The sequence below is a fragment of the Paenibacillus arenosi genome, assembly GCF_014841135.1.
GTDB classification, from domain to species: Bacteria; Bacillota; Bacilli; order Paenibacillales; family Paenibacillaceae; genus Paenibacillus_B; species Paenibacillus_B arenosi.
Map to the genome: position 1 here is coordinate 81997 of NZ_JACYTN010000001.1, position 21067 is coordinate 103063.

At 44.7% G+C, this 21067-nt stretch carries 18 protein-coding genes; 17 read left to right on the plus strand and 1 reads right to left on the minus strand.

Annotated features, from left to right (window positions below; all coding sequences use genetic code 11):
• Positions 1 to 39: 39 nt before the first annotated feature.
• Entirely contained in the window at positions 40 to 1161 is a 1122-nt protein-coding gene (locus tag IFO66_RS00355; RefSeq protein ID WP_192023192.1) for an SAM-dependent methyltransferase, read from the plus strand.
• A gap of 100 nt (positions 1162 to 1261) precedes the next feature.
• Here IFO66_RS00355 and IFO66_RS00360 read toward each other — a convergent pair whose 3' ends face one another.
• Entirely contained in the window at positions 1262 to 1498 is a 237-nt protein-coding gene (locus IFO66_RS00360; RefSeq protein ID WP_028595836.1) for a DUF2626 domain-containing protein, read from the minus strand.
• A gap of 278 nt (positions 1499 to 1776) precedes the next feature.
• Between IFO66_RS00360 and IFO66_RS00365 the strand changes: the two genes are divergently transcribed.
• From IFO66_RS00365 to spoVE, 16 genes are all read left to right on the plus strand, one after another.
• The gene (locus tag IFO66_RS00365) at positions 1777 to 2421 is read left to right on the plus strand and encodes an RsfA family transcriptional regulator (RefSeq protein WP_192023193.1); all 645 of its coding nucleotides are present in this window, start codon (positions 1777 to 1779) and stop codon (positions 2419 to 2421) included.
• A gap of 145 nt (positions 2422 to 2566) precedes the next feature.
• Positions 2567 to 3520: a ketopantoate reductase family protein gene (locus IFO66_RS00370; RefSeq protein WP_192023194.1), complete on the plus strand. Its 954-nt coding sequence runs from the start codon at positions 2567 to 2569 to the stop codon at positions 3518 to 3520.
• Positions 3521 to 3543: 23 nt separating this feature from the next.
• Positions 3544 to 3930, plus strand: coding sequence for a DUF3397 domain-containing protein (locus IFO66_RS00375; RefSeq protein WP_192023682.1), 387 nt, complete (start codon positions 3544 to 3546; stop codon positions 3928 to 3930).
• A gap of 218 nt (positions 3931 to 4148) precedes the next feature.
• Complete coding sequence (gene bshC / locus IFO66_RS00380) at positions 4149 to 5780, plus strand: bacillithiol biosynthesis cysteine-adding enzyme BshC (RefSeq protein ID WP_192023195.1); 1632 nt, start codon at positions 4149 to 4151, stop codon at positions 5778 to 5780.
• 145 nt (positions 5781 to 5925) lie between these two features.
• Positions 5926 to 7200 (plus strand): adenosylhomocysteinase, encoded by a 1275-nt coding sequence (locus tag IFO66_RS00385; protein ID WP_192023196.1) that lies wholly within the window; start codon positions 5926 to 5928, stop codon positions 7198 to 7200.
• A gap of 135 nt (positions 7201 to 7335) precedes the next feature.
• Positions 7336 to 8340, plus strand: a complete 1005-nt coding sequence (locus IFO66_RS00390) for a DUF4349 domain-containing protein (protein ID WP_192023197.1) — start codon at positions 7336 to 7338, stop codon at positions 8338 to 8340.
• 154 nt (positions 8341 to 8494) lie between these two features.
• Entirely contained in the window at positions 8495 to 8926 is a 432-nt protein-coding gene (mraZ, locus tag IFO66_RS00395; protein ID WP_028595830.1) for a division/cell wall cluster transcriptional repressor MraZ, read from the plus strand.
• 72 nt (positions 8927 to 8998) lie between these two features.
• Positions 8999 to 9952, plus strand: coding sequence for a 16S rRNA (cytosine(1402)-N(4))-methyltransferase RsmH (gene rsmH, locus IFO66_RS00400; RefSeq protein ID WP_192023199.1), 954 nt, complete (start codon positions 8999 to 9001; stop codon positions 9950 to 9952).
• 13 nt (positions 9953 to 9965) lie between these two features.
• Complete coding sequence (ftsL, locus tag IFO66_RS00405) at positions 9966 to 10352, plus strand: cell division protein FtsL (RefSeq protein WP_192023201.1); 387 nt, start codon at positions 9966 to 9968, stop codon at positions 10350 to 10352.
• A 57-nt stretch (positions 10353 to 10409) separates the two neighbouring features.
• Positions 10410 to 12590, plus strand: coding sequence for a penicillin-binding transpeptidase domain-containing protein (locus IFO66_RS00410; RefSeq protein WP_192023202.1), 2181 nt, complete (start codon positions 10410 to 10412; stop codon positions 12588 to 12590).
• 69 nt (positions 12591 to 12659) lie between these two features.
• Entirely contained in the window at positions 12660 to 14588 is a 1929-nt protein-coding gene (locus IFO66_RS00415) for a stage V sporulation protein D (protein ID WP_192023204.1), read from the plus strand.
• 18 nt (positions 14589 to 14606) lie between these two features.
• The gene (locus tag IFO66_RS00420) at positions 14607 to 16094 is read left to right on the plus strand and encodes a UDP-N-acetylmuramoyl-L-alanyl-D-glutamate--2,6-diaminopimelate ligase (protein WP_192023683.1); all 1488 of its coding nucleotides are present in this window, start codon (positions 14607 to 14609) and stop codon (positions 16092 to 16094) included.
• Positions 16091 to 17503, plus strand: a complete 1413-nt coding sequence (locus tag IFO66_RS00425) for a UDP-N-acetylmuramoyl-tripeptide--D-alanyl-D-alanine ligase (RefSeq protein WP_192023206.1) — start codon at positions 16091 to 16093, stop codon at positions 17501 to 17503. Before IFO66_RS00420 ends, IFO66_RS00425 begins: the two co-directional genes overlap by 4 nt.
• Positions 17504 to 17551: 48 nt before the next feature.
• Positions 17552 to 18496 (plus strand): phospho-N-acetylmuramoyl-pentapeptide-transferase, encoded by a 945-nt coding sequence (gene mraY, locus IFO66_RS00430; RefSeq protein WP_420488638.1) that lies wholly within the window; start codon positions 17552 to 17554, stop codon positions 18494 to 18496.
• 3 nt (positions 18497 to 18499) lie between these two features.
• Positions 18500 to 19927 carry a UDP-N-acetylmuramoyl-L-alanine--D-glutamate ligase gene (murD, locus tag IFO66_RS00435; RefSeq protein WP_192023210.1) on the plus strand — a complete coding sequence of 476 codons (1428 nt, stop codon included), beginning with the start codon at positions 18500 to 18502 and terminating at the stop codon, positions 19925 to 19927.
• Positions 19928 to 19969: 42 nt separating this feature from the next.
• Positions 19970 to 21067 (plus strand): stage V sporulation protein E, encoded by a 1098-nt coding sequence (spoVE, locus tag IFO66_RS00440; protein WP_192023211.1) that lies wholly within the window; start codon positions 19970 to 19972, stop codon positions 21065 to 21067.

Consider the following 21067-nt stretch of genomic DNA (forward strand, 5'->3'; position numbering starts at 1 on the left):
CTGTTCCAAACTAGGACAAATACGAAAGGATGAACAGTTATGTTGTCGTCTAATCAATCGTCTAGTCTCATTCATCGAATTCAACAAAGATTGTCACAATTTCCCGACTATCGTATGCCCTTTTCTATGTATATGTCAAGCTGTATGTATGATCAGGAGGAAGGGTACTATACGAAATCGAGCGAAAAAGTAGGTCCTGCTGGTGATTTCTATACGAGTGTATATATTGGAGATGCAATGGCTCTTATTATCGAACGTTACATTCAATTACGGTGCTCGAGACGAGAATGGAAAGATAAAACCTATCGAATAGTTGAATGGGGGGCGGGAACTGGGAAGCTAGCAGAGCAGCTATTGAGTGTCCTGCAGCATTCCGATTGCCGACCGCTGGAGTATGTTGTTATCGAATCGAGCCCTTATCATCGAAGGATGATTAAGGAGCGATTAGTTAACAACGCATGTCCTATTCCAGTAATATGCTGGGACGAGCAAAATTATTTCGAACAAGCTGCAGAAATGCCTATTTTCTTGGTTGCTAACGAGCTGTTGGATGCATTTCCAGTTGAACGTATTCGACGGCAGAACAGTAAATTGGATCAGGCTTACGTAATATGGAATGGTGACAAGTCTATGTTCGAATATGAATGGGCTGAAGCCGAGGATCATGTTATCGATTGGGCTAAACAGCATGATATAGGTTTGCAGGAGGGGCAAATTTATGATGCAGGCATTGCTGCTTCAGAGTGGCTTGGTCGCGTGTTACTAGCTGCGGTTGATATTGAGGGGGTATTTATTGATTATGGAGACGGTACGAGACAGCTTACGGGGGCGCATCGGATGAATGGAAGTTTGCTTTGCTATCGCAAGCATCAAGCTTATGATGATCCGTTTGCTGCTCCTGGCGATCAAGATATGACGGCTGATGTAGATTTCGATATAGCTGAACGCATTGCCTTTTTGTCAGGATGTAAGGTTCTGCCTCGAATGGATCAAAAGCAATTTCTTGTTGAGAATGGTGTCCTTGATTTACTGCAAGAACATTCAGATGCGGATCCTTTTAGTGAAAAAGCGAAAAGCAATAGAAAGATTAGACAGCTTCTTTTGTCTGACCAAATGAGTGAGCGCTTTAAAGTGATGACTATTAGTAAGGGGTTGGAATGAGTCTTGTTGAACTAAAGTCTGCTGAAAATAGAAAGAGCCCGGAGCAGGTAGCTCCAGGCTCTTTGCTGTCATTCCTAGTCATGATAGTAGAGAGGTTAAGTTAGAATGGGTTGCTCATTTCGAATATCGTCCAGTAAGAGAAGCCCGTAAAGCAAACTAACATATACCCCCAGAATGACAAGATGTATGTACGTTCAGTGAGTTTTAAATAGCCAAGCAATACAAAGAAGGCGGTCTGTAGGAAGAATAACAACGCCATTTCAACCATGTGGCCAGCATAGGCCATTAGACCAATGACAAGTGTCCAAAATCCAAGTACGCGAAACATTCGTGCCACGATTAATCCCCCTCTCCATACAAAAGCTGCCAACTTTTCTATTGACATTATATCGTTCGACGCAATTGGTGTAAACTGCCAAGTGTGATGAATTGAAGATTTTTTCATATTGATAAGCTTTATGTGCACTTACGTGTACATTTCACGTATGTTTCCTAGAAAAAGTGGATATACATTTTAGTATCCGATAGATTCTATGAACTCTACTATGTGCATAGAGATGAAATGAAGCGGTGCTTACTATGAGCAATAATGATGTGTTGTTAGGAGGTTGTGGCATGACAGCCATTAGACAAGATGCATGGACAGCGGATGATGATTTGATTTTGGCAGAAGTAACGTTAAGGCATATACGAGAAGGAAGTACACAATTAGCTGCTTTTGAAGAAGTGGGAGAGCGAATTGGCAGGACGTCTGCAGCCTGCGGATTTAGATGGAACAGTTTTGTACGTAAAAAATATGAGACTGCCATTCAATTGGCCAAAACTCAGCGCCAAAAGCGTAATTACGTGAAGAAACATCCAATCGGGGTACAGGTTGCTTCCATTGCTTTGGAAGATGCAGAACTATTAGCAGGGAAAAATGAAACTTTTACAGAAGAGTCATTGTCCATTGATTCAGTTATACGCTTTTTGCGCCAGTGGCGCAGCAACTATCAAGATCTTGCTCGCCAAGTGAAACAATTAGAACGCGAACTGTATGACAAAGAAGAGAAGCTTGCCAAGATAAGTAAGGAAAAAGAGTACTTGTCTAAGCAAGTAAACGAAGTTCAGACAGATTATCGTACGGTAAATGATGACTATAAAGCTCTTATTCAAATTATGGATCGAGCGCGTCGTCTAGCGATTTTATCCGATGATGATGATGATAACAAGACAAGATTTCGTATGGATGCAAATGGTAATCTAGAGCGTATCGAATAGAATTGTTGAGGAATAGCAAGTACGATAGAAGAAGTGGATGCACGTTCAACGATCAGGTTGGATGACATTCACTTTTTTTGTGTTTTGTAAACAGGTCTGTTATAACTAACATATGAAATAGGCTGAAAGTTGTAGGTGGTAGAATATGAAATGGGATCTTATTGGCGGTGGGGCACTTGGTCTGATGTTCACGGCACGGTTGCTGCGAAATGGCGAGCAAATACGATTATGGACCCGTACATCAGAGCAGGCGGAGGAACTGCGTCAAAAGGGCTTATTCCTAATAGATAGAAAGGGGGTTCAACAGCATTATTCTAACATTCATGCGTATGCATTACATGAAGTTGAGCACGTGTTGAAACGGTCAGATGAACCTATTAAGCGGCTTGGACTGTTCATCAAGCAAACAAGCTTTACAGATGCATTTATGAAGCAGTTGGCGGCATTGCCAGTTGAGAAGGTAAGCAGCGTACTTTGTTTTCAAAATGGGATTGGGCATGATGAGAGGCTCAAGCAGCTTTTTTCAGAAAACGTGCTTGCTATGGCCGTGACGACTGAAGCTGCGAAACGGACATCCTCTCATGAAGTTACGCATACCGGTGAAGGTGAGACATGGCTTGGTAACCCGATTGATCCAAACGATCATGAAGTTCGTGAGTGGTGTAATTTGTTCAAACAGGCAGGATTTCAGGCATTTGTGTCGAACAACATCGAAGATAACATTTATCGCAAACTGATTATTAATGCGGTAATCAATCCTTTGACGGCCTTGCTTCGCCTGCGCAATGGAGAGCTGCTTCGTAGTGAGAAGCGTCTTCAGCTTATGCGTGAAGTATTTGAAGAAGTAATCGCGATTTATCGATTACAAGGCATACCTGTGCACGCAGATGAAGCGTGGGATAACCTCATTCGTGTATGCAGCGCAACTGCTAGCAATACATCATCGATGCTTGCAGATGTATTGGCTGAACGCACGACCGAAATCGATGCGATTACAGGACAGTTGCTGCGGATTGCAGATACGCATGATTACAACTCTCCGGCACAAACCTATCTTTATCGTAGTATCCAGGCATTAGATCCGGCATTCTTATCGTAGGAAAGGAGTGAATCTTGTCCAAGATGTGGAATTGGATCTCTCAATCATTTATAACGTTGACTATACTTCCGTTTATTCCATTTATGGCGATATGGTTCATTTCAGCATTTTGGATAAAGAATAAGAAGAAATCGTTCCTTCTAGCTGTAGACATTACGAATGTATTTCTGATTGCTTCTGTGGCAGGATTGTATAATGTGGTGTTCCAATCTACTACAGGCTTATATGGAATTATGCTTATTATGCTCTTGGCTGCTGGATTGCTAGGTGGAGCTATGCACCGTAAGCGTGGGACGGTTAATGTGAAGCGACTTGTGAGGGCCATATGGCGTATTTCGTTTGTCGTGCTCGCTATTTTTTACTTCTTTTTGTTCTTTATGGGGATGTTCGTATATTTGAAGGATGTATAGTAATCAAACCATAACGTCGAGTGCAGGACAACAATCATGTTTATATCATACATAATGACACTGAAATGATCACATATATCATAGGTAAATCTTCAATAATGTGCTGCATATTTCTCTTTATGTAAGAGCGTTTAGGAATTAGATGGATCTGGCATGTTTTGTTTTGACGGGTCAAGCAGCGATGTGTAAAATCAAGGTTGTAGAGGAGGCGGCTTATAATGACAACTTGGGATACGTTGCCGGTTCCCGTATCACAACAATTAGCGAAACTTTACATAGAGCGAGATCCGGTTGTTGTGGAGCAGTTTTATGAATTTCATCCTGATGAGGATTGGCATAAGCGCGTCTCATGGGTTGATGAAGCAGCACATAGGCGAGCAGACCGTTTTGAACTTGTCAAAGTCCTTACGCAGTATCAACAGAAGGTGAACAATCACCCAGAAGCGATACGTTCTTTAGAACGTCTTCAAGATAGTCAGGCCTTGGTTGTTGTAGGTGGCCAGCAAGGAGGACTGCTTGGCGGTCCGTTACTTGTTGTATATAAGGCGATATCGATCATTCGAATGGCGCAGGAGGCAGAGCAGCGCTTAGAGCGTCCGGTTATTCCTGTATTTTGGCTTGCAGGCGAGGATCACGACTTCGATGAAGTGAACCATACCTATATGCTTTCCTCTCAAGCTGGCATTCAACGCATTCGCTTGGAGCATTCACCTTCAGGAAGGCAGCCAGTGAGTTACTATCATGTAGATGAGAGTGATTGGGATGCAGTTATAGGGCAGTTAGAAGAACTGCTTCCTGCAACTGAATTCAAGGCACCTATGTTGGAGCGTTATCGGATGATTATGCAGGAGAGCTCATCGCTAACTGAGGCGTGCGCAAGATTGCTGAGTTACATGTTCGGTGAAATAGGGCTTGTCTTGCTTGATTCTGCAGATGAGCATCTACGTGCACTGGAAGGGCCGTTGTTCAAGTCTATCATTCAACAGCAAGATGCACTTCAACAAGCCTATGCACAAAGTGAACAAAGGATGCGAGCAGCTGGTTATCCTATTCAGGCGGATCATGCTGAAGAAAGCGCTAATTTATTCGTGCTGGAGCAAGGTGAACGCGTTCTTCTTATGCATCAAGAAGGTGTATTTGCAGACAGAAAGCGCACGATTCAATATTCACAAGCTCAATTGGAGCAGCTTACCGAGCAGCATCCTGAGCGATTTAGCAACAATGTGATGACTAGACCGCTGATGCAAGAATATTTATTCCCTGTGCTTGCTACTGTGTTAGGTGCAGGTGAGATTGCTTATTGGGCACAAACGAAGGATGCGTTTTCTGCAATCGGTATGAAAATGCCTATTATTTGGCCGCGTATGGCGTTTACTTGTGTGGAGGGAACCTTGCAGAAATTGCTGAACAAGTACGAGCTGCAAGTTGAACATATTTGTAATCAATATGAAGCTAAGCGCAATGAATGGCTAGCATCCCAAGATGAGCTGAAGCTGGATGAACGCTTTGCTCAACTGCGAGGAGATGTGGAGCATCAGTATGCAGAATTGTTAAGCGTATTGAATCAATCGCTCCCTACTCTTGGCAAGCTAGGGGATATGAATCGCGATAAAGTGCTGGAACAGATTGATTATTTGCATAATCGATCACAGGATGCTTTGAAGAAACAGCATGAATCTGGGCTTAGACAGTGGGAACGCCTGAAGCTCGCTTTGTGGCCATTGGATCGTCCGCAAGAGCGAGTATTCAATATGGCGCTTTACGAGAATCGCTACGGAGCTGATTGGTACAAAGTTATTATGGATGCGCCTGTCGTATGGCAAGGCGAACATCGACTTGTATCTATGTAACAACTAGAGCAGAATACAACTTGAGAGAAAGAGTCCGTGGTCATTAGGGAGCTATGTTCTTTGTTTTTAGATCATAGATGTTATGGTGTGTGCAGCTAGAGGCAAGTCAGACGACGTTTATTTTAAACATGTGGAGGGGTAACGTATGTCGACATCTACGAAAGCTTTGCAAAACAGCATTATTACAGATATCCAATTAGCACCAGAAGGACACTTGAAAATTGATTGGGTACGAGCTCATATGCCAGTGCTTAACCGCATTCGCGAACAATTTGAGGCGGAGCAGCCTTTTAAAGGTTTGAAAGTAACGATATCTTTGCATCTTGAAGCAAAGACAGCTTATTTGGCGAAAGTCATTCAAGCAGGTGGAGCTGAAGTTACGATTACTGGAAGCAATCCGCTTTCTACTCAAGATGATGTATGTGCAGCACTAGTGGAAGATGGCATTACGGTTTTTGCAAAGTATAATCCAGATCCCGTTGAGTACAAGCAATTGCTCATTCATGCACTAGAAACAAAGCCTGATTTAATTATCGATGACGGTGGGGATCTCATCACGATTCTACATTCTGAGCGTCCAGACTTACGACCGCAAGTTCGTGGTGGTGCTGAAGAAACGACGACAGGTATTTTGCGTTTGAAATCGCTGGAGAAGGAAGGGCAACTGGCTTTCCCGATGGTAGCGGTGAATGATGCATTTTGTAAGTACTTGTTTGATAATCGCTATGGAACGGGTCAATCCGTATTCGATGGTATTAATCGTACGACCAACCTAGTCGTAGCTGGTAAAACGGTTGTCGTTGCTGGATATGGCTGGTGTGGTAAAGGTGTTGCGATGCGTGCGAAAGGTCTCGGAGCACAAGTTATCGTCACGGAAATTGACAGCATCAAAGCCGTAGAAGCTTACATGGACGGATTTAGTGTCATGACTATGGAAGAGGCTGCGAAGCTAGGGGATATATTCGTTACGGTAACAGGTAATCGTGATATTATCCGCGGCGAACATTATGATGTGATGAAGGATGGAGCTATTCTATCCAACGCCGGACATTTTGATATTGAGGTTAACAAGCCTGAATTGGCAGTTCGCTCTGCTAATATTCGCACCGTTCGCCGTAATATCGAAGAATACAAGTTGAACGATGGACGCAGCATTTATGTGCTCGCTGAGGGTCGTCTTGTTAACTTGGCGGCTGGTGATGGACATCCAGCGGAAATTATGGATATGACGTTTGCTCTTCAAGCGATGTCCTTGAAATATGTCAATGACCGCTACCAAGAGTTTGGACAACACGTTATTAATGTACCTTATGAGCTTGATGAGCAAGTAGCGCGTTTGAAGCTGGAATCGCTCGGTATGCGAATTGATACGTTGACGGATGAGCAGAAAAAATATTTAGATAGCTGGCAAGAGCATTAATCCACTCTTTTGCAAATAAACAAAGATTATAATCTTGTTCACCATAGAAGGCATCGTGATGCAACATCACGGTGTCTTTTTTCGTCTAGTGATAGATTTGTAGGTAAAATTATACAATTAAACGAAGGGGGAGATATGGTGTGTAGATTTGCAGAGAGGAAGAAGAGAAATCTGAGAAAACAAGGGAACGGATTAACACTGCATGTATGTGTACTTTTACTTATTCTCGCGTCGATGTTGGCAGGTTGCGGCAGCTCAACAAGTTTAAAAAGTTCAGTAAGTTCAGAAGCGAAGACAGAAATGCTCGGGACTCAAACTGATAGGGATAATCAACAGAATGCTCAAGAGACGGCTAAAAATGAAATCCAAACAGAGGTTTCAAATTCGGACAACCACCAAATAGCCGATCAAGAACTAGTTGCACAACCAGTTGCCGCACAAAACCGCAAACTTGTGTACAAAGCCGAAATTACGATGGAAGTAAAGGAGTATGAAACGGTTAAACCTTCTATCAACGAGCTGATTCATCGTACAGGAGGGTATGTTACTGAATACTCAGATACTCAAAATGACCATGAACACGGTGGTATATATACGGTTCGAGTACCAGCTGATAAGTTCCAAGCTTTGATAACGATGTTGGAACAATTGGATACAGAACGCTTTGCAAGAAGCTACACGACACAAGATGTGACGGAGGAATACGTAGATCTAGAATCTAGACTTAAGGCGAAGAGACTGGTTGAATCACGATTACTTGGTTACATGGAGAAAGCGACAAAAGCGGACGACTTGCTCAGCTATTCCGATACGTTGGCCACTACGCAGGAGGAAATTGAGCGAATTGTTGGGCGTCAGAAATATTTGAATAATCTCGTTTCGATGTCGACGATTCAGCTTCGTGTCTATGAGTCATCGGAGAACATTGCTGCGAAGAAACTAGAAGAAGCATTCGGAGAACGGATTGGCCGGACGCTTACTAACAGTTTGGAGGCACTCGTAGGGCTTGGAAAAGGGATTTTGCTTGCAGCAGTAGCAATACTACCATTTGTTATTGTTTTTTCCATTCTCGTCTTCCCTATCGTGTATAAAGTACGACGCAGAAGGCAGTCTCGCAGCGCGTCAAAACAGAAAGAGTAGGTAAGGGATAGGCATAATAAAAAAGTTAGCATAAATAGGAATAACAAAAATCCTGCTTGCAAAGCAGGATTTTTTAATTTTATAGCGAATAAGTATTGCGTTAGTGGTGGAAAGTGGGGACATGTGGTGAATAATAGGGAGGATGTGGTAGGCGATGTTTATGGGCGAATATCAGCACAGTATCGATGACAAAGGCCGCCTTATCATTCCTGCTAAGCTACGTGATAACCTAGGCACCACATTTGTATTGACTAGAGGATTGGACCAATGCTTGTTTGTTTATCCTATGGATCAGTGGAAGCAACTGGAGCATAAGCTGCAGGCGCTGCCGCTTATGAAAGCTGACGCTCGCGCATTCACTCGGTTCTTTTTTTCAGGTGCTTCTGAGTGTGAATGGGATAAACAAGGCCGCGTTAACATTCCGAATCATCTACGTGAATATGCCAAGCTGGAGAAAGAATGTATGGTTATCGGCGTGCAAAATCGAGTAGAAGTGTGGAGCAAGGAAGCTTGGGAACACTATGTCAATGAGTCCGCTGCTGCCTTTAGTGAAATTGCGGAAACATTGGTCGATTTTAACTTCTAATAAGAAGCATCACCCTGCCATGCTTCAACAAAGGCAACAGCTAGAAGGAAACGGAATGTAGGAGGAGTTTACTTGTTTCATCATGTCACGGTTCTAAGAGAAGAGTCGGTGGATGGATTAGCCATTCGACCTGACGGTATATATGTAGATTGTACTTTAGGGGGAGCTGGGCATAGCGAGTTAATCGTCTCTCAGCTATCGCCAGTAGGAAGATTAATTGGGCTCGATCAAGATGATTGGGCACATGACAACGCCAAAGTTCGTCTAGCAGCTTATTGGGATCGAGTTACACTCGTACGGACGAACTTCCGTCATTTAGAGCAAGCGTTGAAACAGGCTGGGGTACCTGAAGTAGACGGTGTACCTCAAGTAGACGGTATCTTATTTGATCTAGGTGTATCATCGCCTCAGCTTGATGAGGGTGAGCGTGGATTTAGTTATAATCACGACGCTCCGTTGGACATGCGAATGGATCAACAGGGGCTGTTAACCGCATATGACATTGTGAATACATGGTCTGAAGCTGAGATTTCCAAAATTTTATTCGTGTATGGTGAAGAGAAGTTCTCACGTCGTATTGCGCGTGTCATCATCGAAGAAAGAGCGAAGCAGCCTATTGAAACAACAGGCCAACTGGCTGAGCTTGTGAAGAAGGGAATTCCTGCTGCTGCACGCCGTACTGGCGGTCATCCGGCGAAGAAGAGCTTCCAAGCGCTGCGAATCGCTGTTAATGATGAACTCGCTGCTTTTGAAGATGCTTTACAGCAAGCGATACGTTGTCTGAAGCCTGATGGGCGTGTTGCAGTCATAACGTTCCATTCGTTAGAGGATCGTATTTGTAAGCAGACGTTCCAGTCTTATGTGGGAACATGTGAATGCCCACCGGATCTTCCAATGTGCGCATGTGGAGCCAAAGCTGTGCTGAAGCTCGTCAATCGTAAACCAATCGTTCCGAGCGAATCGGAGCTTGAACATAATCCAAGATCGCGATCTTCCAAACTGCGGGTCGCGGAAAAGTTAGATTGAAAGGAGCAAAGGTATGGCATATGTAAGAGGCAACTTGGCTGTTAAGCCGAAGTACAAGCCACCTGTACGACAACGTGAGCGTCAACCGCATAAGAAGCAGCAGGCTCCACGCAAGTCGACGTTGTCGGCAAAGGAGAAGTTGCTGTATTTGTTCACGATTGTGTTCTGTGTCCTGATCGCAAGCGTGCTCATTTATCGTTATGCCATTATCTACGAGACCAATAAAAATGTGCAGACTCTCAAACGTCAGACAGAGGCGCTGCACGCTGAATCGAATGTGCTCAAAGTAGAGAGAGAGAAAAAGTCCGATTGGGCAAGAATTGAGCAATTCGCTAAAGACAAAGGTCTCAAAATGTCAGATAAGCCGAATGACATCATTGCACCTAAAGTTACACGTTAATGGAATTTGGGGAGATGCCTGCCATTAACAACAAGTGCAGACAATAAGGAGTACGGTATGGTTAAGCGCATCAAATTACGAACGATAATTATAGGAGGGATATTCTCCCTCTTTTTTGTTATTTTAATTAGCCGGTTATTTTGGTACCAAGTATGGAATGTGGATTTTTGGATGGAGGAAGCTAAGGCGTCATGGTCTGCTAACAAAGTCCTTGATGCTAAGCGGGGCACGATCTATGACCAACAAGGTAATGTGCTGGCAATGGACGCTCCTGCATATACAGTAGCCGTTAATCCTAAAGTCATTCAAACGCTGAAGACAGACAGCAAGTTAATTGAAAAAAATATAGACGTTGAGAAGCTCATCGTAGAGCAGCTTCATCAGGTACTTGGTAAGCCACAGGACGAGCTCTTTGAGCTAACCCGAAAAAAGGGTACGAGTGGGGAGTACGCGATTCATCGTGAAGTCCGGAGTGAAGGGTGGAAAATTGATCAAGAACCTGCTGATAAGCTGAATACGTTCATTTCCGACTTGAAAAAGCAAACCGGAAAGGCGGATATCGGCTTATATTTAATGCCTGACAGCAAACGCTTCTATGCAAAAGGAAATATGGCGTCCCATGTGCTTGGTTATTTGGACAAAGAAGAGAAGCCAGTTGGCGGCGTAGAAGTTATGTTTGACGAAGTATTGAGCGGGCAGGATGGTAGTGTCTATTATGAGAAAGACCGTATCGGCAATAAGCTGCCTTCTGCTTCGGAAATGTATAAGCCTGCAAAGGATGGAAAGAACGTCTACTTGACGATTGACCAAACGATACAGCAATATATTGAAAGCTCGATGCAAAAAGTATACAACCAGTATCGTCCGCAAAGTATTACCGCTATTGCAGCCGATCCTAAGACGGGGAATATTTTAGGAATGGCCAATATGCCGACTTTTGATCCTAATAAATACTGGGAAGCAGAAAGTTTATCCGCTTTCTATAACCATGCTGTTCAATCTCGATACGAGCCAGGTTCCACGTTCAAGATTGTAACCTTGGCTGCCGCGGTGCAAGAAAATATTTTTAATCCGAATGCATACTTCCAATCCGGTTCTATTCGAGCGGGTGGCCGTCGAATTAGTGACCATAACAATATTGGTTGGGGAACGATTACGTATTTGGAAGGCTTGAAGCGTTCAAGTAACGTTGCCTTCGTTAAGCTCGGGTATGAGCAGATGGAAAAAGAGACTTTTAAATCTTACATCGAATTGTTTGGCTTTGGTGTACCAACAGGCATTGAATTGCCCGGAGAAAATAAGGGATACCTTGGATTCCAATATCCAGCAGATTACGCGGCTGCCACTTATGGTCACGGCCAAGTAACGGTTACCCCTATTCAGCAACTTATGGCTGTTTCTGCTGTTGCGAATGGTGGTAAATTGATGAAGCCGAATATTGTCCAGAAGATTGAGGATCCAGCTAGCGGAACTGTAGAGCAGCGTAAGCCAGAAATGGTAAGACAAGTTATCGATGAGTCGACTGCGAAACAAGTTAGCGAGTATTTGGAGCAGGTTATATCCGACCAGAAAATCGGCACAGGTAAGAACGCCTACATGGAAAGCTACCGTGCTGCTGGTAAAACAGGTACAGCCCTCAAAGTTGTTAATGGGGAATATGACAGAGAGCGAGCGGTTGTTTCTTTTATCGGCTACGCGCCTGTTGAGGACCCTCAAATTGTTGTACTTATTGTTGTAGATGATCCGAAGGATTATATCTATACAGGCGGGGGAATGGTAGCGGCTCCGATGTTTAAGGATATCGTCTACAAATCACTGCGCTATATGGGAGTCCCTACTACGCAGGAAAGAAACAAAGTAAGTTCCAAGAGCAGCGAAAGCAATTTCGTCAAAGCTCCAGATGTAAAAGGGTTAAAACCTGCTGAAGCGAAGAAAAAGCTAGCTGAACAAGGGATTTTATATGAAATGATAGGCAATGGCCCAACGATTAAAGATCAAGTTCCTAAAGCAGGAGAGTGGCTTGCCACAGATCAGCATCTGTATTTGCTAACAGGTGAGGCTGATAAAATGTCATTGCCGGATTTAAAAGGCAAATCACTGCGTGATGTGATGGAGATATGCTCCTTACTTGATAGGAAAGTGCAAGTGGAAGGTGAAGGCTTTGTTACTTCCTATGAAGAGAAAAATGAAGGCGGGCAGCGTACCGTATATGTAAAATTGGCACCGAAGAGTAAGTAGCTTGTTCTATCCCCCAAATGATTCGAATAGGTTGATTATGAACCAATGTCGGACAAAGGAGGGGTAGGCGTGAAAGTGTCAGCAACGACGGTGCGCAATCGTCTCGTAATCGGCATTGCGCTTATGACAGTTGGATTTATGGCTCTTATTATTCGTCTTGCCGTTGTACAATTGTGGCAAGGAGATGAAATCAGTGCAAAGGCTGAGGAATCATGGAGACGCAACATTCCGGTAACAGCGAAACGTGGTGAGATTGTAGATCGGGATGGTGATCGTCTTGCCTATAATGTCAGCTCTCCCAGCGTTATAGCTGTTCCTGCTCAGATTAAAGATGCGGAGTCAACAGCGGCCAAGCTGTCTCCGCTTCTCGGCATGCCAGCAGAAGAGATTAAGCGCATCATAACAACGCGGCAATTGACGATGAAGCTTAAACCAGGTGGGCGAAAGATTTCTGTTGAAAAGGCAAAACAAATTCGGGAGCTGCGCTTGCCTGGTATTGTCGTATCTGAGGATAATAAGCGATATTATCCTTATACGGATTTGGCAAGTCATATACTTGGCTTTACAGGTATAGACAATCAAGGGTTGTCCGGACTAGAAGAGCGCTATAATTCAGCTTTAAGCGGCAAAAATGGAAATGTATCTTTTCTTACCGATGCAGCTGGACGAATGATGCCAAATTCAAGTGAAAAGTACATGCAGCCACGGGATGGTTTGAATTTACAATTGACGGTTGACAAAGATATACAGACAATAATGGAGCGGGAGTTAGATCAAGCGATGCTAGATTTGAATCCTAAACATATTGTCTCGATTGCGATGGACCCGAACACAGGAGAAATATTGGCGATGGCCAGTCGTCCTAATTATTCACCAGAACGTTTCAATGAATATCCAGCAGATGTGTACAATCGTAATTTACCTGTATGGATGACGTTTGAGCCGGGTTCGACCTTCAAGATTATTACATTGGCTGCTGCCTTAGAAGAAGGTAAAGTAGATTTGAAGAACGAGCATTTCTTCGATCCTGGTCGTGTTGAGATTGGGGGGGCGCGCCTGCGCTGCTGGAAGAAAGGCGGTCATGGCAGCCAAACGTTTTTAGAAGTTGTTGAAAATTCCTGTAACCCTGGATTCGTTGCTTTGGGCAATCGACTAGGGAAAGAAAAACTGTTTGAATACATACGCAATTTTGGGTTCGGACAGAAGACAGGTATTGACGTAAGTGGTGAGGCAAGCGGTATACTTTTTAAGTTGGATCGTGTCGGACCCGTTGAGCTTGCGACGACTGCGTTCGGACAAGGGGTCTCTGTCACTCCGATTCAGCAGATTGCGGCAGTATCCGCGGCCATTAATGGCGGTAAATGGTTTAAACCGCATATAGCGAAGCGATTTATCCATCCTGAGACGGGGATGGTAGTAGATGAAATTGAACCTGAAATGGTAAAGCAAGTGATTTCACCTGAAACTTCTGCTAAAGTACGTGATGCGCTTGAGCATGTGGTAGCGCAGGGAACAGGTCGCAACGCATTCATCGATGGCTATCGTGTTGGCGGTAAGACAGGTACTGCTCAAAAGGTTATTAATGGCAAATATTCGCCTGATGAGCATATCGTTTCCTTTATCGGATTCGCGCCCGCAGATGATCCCAAAATTGTTATTTATACAGCAGTTGATGATCCGCAAGGTATTCAATTTGGTGGACTGATTGCGGCTCCGATTGTGAAGCGGATTATGGCCGATTCCTTAGAAGTTCTTGGCGTAAAGCCGCGTGAGAAGCAAGTGCCAAGAGAGTACCGCATTGACGAGCAGCCGCTCGTGACGGTACCGAATCTTGTAGGGAAAACATTATCGGATTTATACGAAGATATGAACACGAACTTTTTATTATCCAAATCCGGCTCTGGACAAACGGTCATTCACCAAGCACCGAAGCCGGGAACCCGTGTAGAGAAAGGTTCTACAATACGTATTTACATGGGAGAAGAGATGGAGGAATGATAGATGACAACATTAAATATGAATCTTACTGAAGCAGCTTCTACACTACTAACCTCCACGTTAATTGGAGACCAAACGACTACGTTTACAGGTATAGCAATTGATTCGCGCTTCGTTCAAGAAGGTGACTTGTTTTTCTGTATTTCAGGTACTGCACAGGATGGTCATCAATATGCGCCTAAAGCTGTTGAGCAAGGTGCTGCAGCGCTCGTAGTAGAGCGTCAATTGGAACTTGATATCCCGCAACTGATTGTCAAGGATGCTCGTCATGCGTTGGCTGTTATTTCAAATGCATTCTATCGTTATCCGAGTCAAGAAGTGAAGTTGATCGGTGTAACGGGTACAAACGGCAAAACAACAACCACATATTTGATTGAGCAAATCTTGCAAGATGCTGCGATCTCAACAGGTGTTGTCGGCACAATTGAGATGCGTTATGCAGGCCAAGTATTCCCGATGTCTGGAACTACGCCTAGCTCCTATGAGCTTCAACGCTCTTTACGCGATATGGCGGATCAAGGTGTGCAAGCATGCGCATTGGAAGTGTCGTCTCATGCACTTGAGCAGCTTCGAGTAGCTGGCAGCCGCTTCCGCGTGGCTGTGTTTACAAATCTTACGCAGGATCATCTTGACTATCATGGCTCGATGGAAGCGTATCGTGATGCAAAAGGATTGTTCTTCTCGCGTCTTGGTAACACATACAGTGCTACTGAGCAAGAACGTTCTTATGCAGTACTGAATGCTGATGATGAGGCAAGTGCTGTCTTTAAGCGCATGACGACTGCAGAGACCATCATGTATGGTATGCACGAAGGTGCAGACGTTAGAGCGACAGATATCCGCATTACAGCACAAGGCACAAAGTTCCATGTGCGCACGTTTAAAGGCAATGCAGACATTCAGCTTCGTATGGTTGGTAAGTTCAACGTTTACAATGCACTTGCTGCCATTTCCGTGGGACTCATTGAAGGTATTGAATTGTCTGCGATCGTGAACAGCTTGGAATCGATTGAAGGTGTTGCAGGTCGAGTGGAGGCTGTTCAAGCAGGCCAACCGTTCGCTGTCATCGTTGACTATGCGCACACACCAGATGGATTGGAGAACGTGTTGCAGACGGTTAAGGAATTTGCAGAAGGCCGTATCTTCTGTGTGTTTGGCTGCGGTGGGGATCGCGATCGTAAGAAGCGTCCGATTATGGGACAGATTGCTGCTCGCTATGCAGATTATTTGTTGGTCACTTCGGATAATCCAAGAACAGAAGTTCCAGATCTGATCTTGGTTGATATTGAAGAAGGATTAAAGGCTGACAAGGTAAGTGAAGAGCGCTATGAGCTCATCGTTGATCGTAAAGCTGCGATTACAAAAGCTATTGAAATGGCAAGCCCTAACGATGTAGTATTGATTGCGGGGAAAGGGCATGAAACTTACCAAATCATTGGAACGGAAATACTTGACTTCGATGACCGTAAGGTTGCCGAGGAAGCGATAAGGGGAATCGGTTCGTGAATGAACGGAGTTTAGCAGCTATTGCTACTATGTGCGGCGGTGAGTTGGTACATCCAACTCACGCTGACATTGTGGTTAATGGCGTATATACAGACTCACGACAAACTAAGATAGGTGCACTGTTCGTTCCGCTGTCTGGGGAACGCTTCGATGGGCACGTTTACGTCGAACAAGCTATTCGAGACGGTGCAGCTGCTGCGCTGTGGCAAAATGATCATCCGCATCCTAATGTTGATCTTCCATTAATTCTAGTAGAAGATACGTTAGCTGCGTTGCAGCAATTAGCTCAGTCCTATATTCAAGAGCTTCCTGTACAGATTGTTGCTGTGACAGGAAGTAACGGCAAAACGACTACCAAGGATCTTGTGGCGTCTGTACTGTCTGCACGGTATCGTGTGCATAAGACAGAAGGAAACTTCAATAATCATATTGGGCTTCCGCTTACGGTGCTTAATATGGCTGAAGATACGCAAATTGCTGTTCTGGAAATGGGCATGAGTGGACGTGGGGAGATTGAGCTCCTTACGAAGCTCGTCAATCCGCATGTCACGATTATAACTAATGTGGGCGATGCTCATTTGCTTCAACTTGGTTCCCGCAAAGAAATTGCTAGAGCTAAACTTGAGATCATTAGTGGACTACGTGAAGGTGGCTTGTTTATCTGTCATGGAGATGAACCTCTAATAACGGAGGTGCTGGATGAACCGGCAACGCTTCAACCTGCTTCCATGAAGACGGTTAAGTTTGGTCTGCAAGCTTATTGTGACTATAAGCCAGATGCGATCATGCAATCGGAAGAGGGAATCAGCTTTACATTATCGTCCGAAGCGTTCGGCCCAATGATGTATCGTTTGCCGATTCTTGGTCAGCACAATGTAATGAATGCATTGGCCGCGATTGCAGTTGCACAGCATTTTGGTGTGCCGCAGCCGCTCATTGCAGAAGGTCTTGAGCGAGCAAGAATATCTGGCATGCGCATCGAGAAAACAGTGACGCGTGATGGTTGGACCTTATTGAATGACGCATACAATGCGAGTCCTACGGCTACCAAAGCTGCATTGCAAGTGTTGGCAGCCATGCCGAAAGATGATGCAGCGAAGCGAATTGCTATTTTGGGCGATATGCTGGAGCTGGGTGAGACGGAAGAACAGCTGCACTATGAGGTAGGGACTACGATTACGCCAGAGATGGCAGATGTCGTGCTTACGTATGGAAGGCTTGGTAGAGCGATTGCTGAAGGAGCTGCAACAAAGTTGTCGGAAGATGCTGTTCAAGCATTTGATAGCAAGGATGAGCTGCAACATTACTTTGCTGCTATCGTCAAAGAGGGAGATGTCGTTCTATTGAAGGCGTCTCGGGGAATGAAACTTGAGGAAGTTGTGAAAGACTGGATACATGCTCAGCATTAAACCGGTCAGGCGTAGCGGGAGGTGTAAGGATTGGATTTCAAATTAATCATGATGACAGTCGGAGTATCGTTTATCCTAGCCGTTATATTAGGCCCGTTATGCATTCCGTTGCTGCGTAGGTTAAAATTCGGTCAGCAAGTGCGTGATGACGGGCCAAAGGCTCATTTGAAAAAAGCTGGGACACCAACGATGGGCGGTATTATTATTTTACTTGCTTTTACGTTGGCATATTTGAAATTCTCGGTTATTAATACAGACTTCTATGTGCTGCTTGTAGCAACACTAGGATATGGCCTTATTGGCTTTTTGGATGATTACATTAAGATTGTGTTTCGTCGCTCACTAGGATTAACGGCGATGCAGAAGCTATTTGGACAGCTGTTTTTTGCTGGAATCGTGTGTGCATTGCTCATTAAGATGAACCACAGTACGTTTGTCGGTATTCCAGGCACGAGTGTAGGTCTTGATCTGGGTTGGTTCTATTATATTTTTGTTGTCTTAATGCTTATGGCGATCAGCAATGCCGTTAACTTTACAGATGGAGTGGACGGTTTATTGTCTGGTTCTAGTGCAATTGCTTTTGCTGCTTTTGCTATTATAGCTTTACAAACATCAGAAATTAGCGCGGCTGTTTGTGCGGCCGCTATGGTAGGTGCGGTACTAGGATTTTTGGTATTCAATGCGCATCCAGCTAAAGTGTTCATGGGAGATACTGGCTCACTAGGTATTGGTGGGGCGATGGCGGCAGTGGCCATTCTTACGAAGACAGAGCTTCTCTTTATTATTATCGGAGGAGTATTCGTAGTGGAGATGCTGTCTGTTATTATCCAAGTTATCTCTTTCAAAACTCGTGGCAAGCGCGTATTCAAAATGAGTCCTATCCATCATCACTTTGAATTGTCAGGTTGGTCTGAATGGCGTGTCGTCATTACGTTCTGGGCAGCTGGCATTGTGTTGGCTGGACTCGGACTATGGATAAACAAGGGGTTGTAATCGATGAATCAACCAGACACGTATCGCGGTAAATCAATCGTTGTCCTTGGAATGGCGAAGAGCGGTTCTGAGGTAGCGAAGCGTTTTCATGGGCTTGGTGCAAATGTCACGGTTAATGATAAAAAAGAACGACACCTATGTCCCGAAGCTTCTGAATTAGAAGCTTTGGGCATTTGTGTTGTATTGGGAGGGCATCCTGCTGGTCTTATTCATGACCAAGTATCCCTCGTTGTGAAAAATCCCGGCATTCCATATACAGCAGAACCTGTTCAGCAGGCACTGGCTATCGGGATCGAGGTCGTAACCGAAATTGAGGTTGGCTATCATTTATGTCAGGCTCCTATTATCGGTATAACGGGCAGCAATGGTAAGACAACAACAACAACATGGGTAGGAAAAATGCTTGAGTCTGCAGAGCTGAAGCCGCTCGTGGCAGGTAATATTGGAACGCCTTTCAGTGGAGTGGCACCTACAGTAGCTGCAGATCAAACGGTTGTACTAGAGTTAAGTAGCTTCCAGTTAAAAGGTACAACCTCATTCCGTCCGCGTGTAGCAGCGTTGTTGAATGTAGTAGAGACCCATCTCGACTACCATGGATCGATGGACGATTATGTGGACTCGAAGCTTAAATTATTTTCTAATATGACAGCTGATGACATTGCAGTCTTGAATGCAGAGGATGCTATGTGCCAGTTGGCGGCATCGCGTATCCAAGCTCGTGTATGGAAGTTCTCCTCATCCAATGAGGTAGAGGTGGGCACGTATGTGGAGCCTGCCTATGGAGCTGAAGGGACGACGGACTTTACTCCTCGTCAGGTAATGTTCCGTGATGAAGCAGGAGTGACGCATCGTATTGTCGATGTAGCTGACATTGGGCTAGCTGGACGTTTTAACGTGGATAATGCGTTGGCGGCATGTGCTATTGCTTTGGCAGCTGGAGCGCGTCCTGAGCAGCTCGTAGAGCCCTTGCGGCAGTTCAAAGGGGTTGAGCATCGTTTGGAGTGGGTACGAGAGCACAGTGGCGTACGGTACTTCAATAACTCCAAAGCGACGAATACGATTGCGACACAAATGGCACTGGAAGCTTTCCCAGGCTCTATTGTTCTTATTGCAGGCGGCTTAGACCGTGGATTAGATTTCAAAGAACTTATTCCTTATTTGTCAGAGAGAGTCAAAGCGATTGTAACGATGGGCCAGACACGAAATGTTTTGCGCAGCGTGGCTGAGCAAGCAGGTCTGAAAATGATTCATGTCGTCGACACTGTGGATGATGCAGCGCTTGCTATTCAGGAAGCCGTTCATGAAGCAGAGAAATTTGCACAGCCAGGTGATCTCATCCTCCTATCACCAGCGTGTGCAAGTTGGGATATGTTCCCTTCGTATGAAGAGCGTGGACGAATGTTTAAGGAAGCGGTGCATACTCTTAAGTAGAGGGGTGTTCAAGCCTCTACATTGTCCAATGAGGTGTACCGCATGGTCAAAGCTAAAACCGCGCCCGATTGGTGGCTAATCGTTGCCGTTGTATCGCTTCTCGCGATCGGTATCGTCATGGTGTACAGTGCAGGCTCAGTACTTGCTTTTCATGATTATGGAGACTCGTATTATTTTGTGAAGCGTCAGCTGTTATTCGCTGTGTTGGGGCTAGCAGCGATGTTTGTCACGATGAACGTAGACTATCACGTATGGAAACGTTATGCTAAAGTCGGATTGGTTATCTGCTTTGCCTTGTTAATTATCGTATTAATTCCGGGATTAGGAGTTGTACGTGGCGGTGCACGAAGTTGGCTTGGAATCGGATCGTTTGGTATACAACCTTCTGAGTTCATGAAACTTGCAATGGTTGTTTATTTATCCTATCGTTTATCCGAATCTCAGCAAACCATAACGAATTTTATTAAAGGGTTAATGCCAGCGCTGCTTATTATGGGGACAGCTTTTGGACTTATTATGCTGCAGCCAGACCTTGGTACAGGTACCGTTATGGTAGGAGCTTCGTTATTGGTTATATACATATCAGGAGCTCGTATACAGCACTTGATGTCCCTGGCTTTAGTAGGGGCTGCCGGGTTTGTTGCTCTCATATTGGCCGCGCCCTATCGGTTGCTGCGCATCACAGCTTTTCTCGATCCTTGGAAGGACCCCCTTGGTTCGGGCTATCAAATTATTCAATCGCTTTATGCGATCGGTCCAGGCGGCTTGACAGGATTAGGATTTGGAGCGAGTCGCCAAAAATACAGTTATATGCCAGAACCACAGACAGACTTTATATTCGCTATCCTAGCAGAAGAGCTTGGTTTCATTGGTTGTACAGCAGTTATAATTCTATTTATGATTGTAGTATGGCGGGGAATGCGAGCGGCGCTCGCAGCACCAGATATGTTTGGAAGCTTGCTTGCTGTAGGTATCGTGGGGATTGTTGCGGTACAAGTCTTAATCAATGTGGGAGTCGTTATTGGTCTGATGCCAGTTACAGGCATTACGCTGCCGTTAATTAGCTACGGAGGATCTTCTCTTACTTTGATGCTGACGGCTCTCGGCATATTGCTTAACATATCACGTTATGCGAGGTGA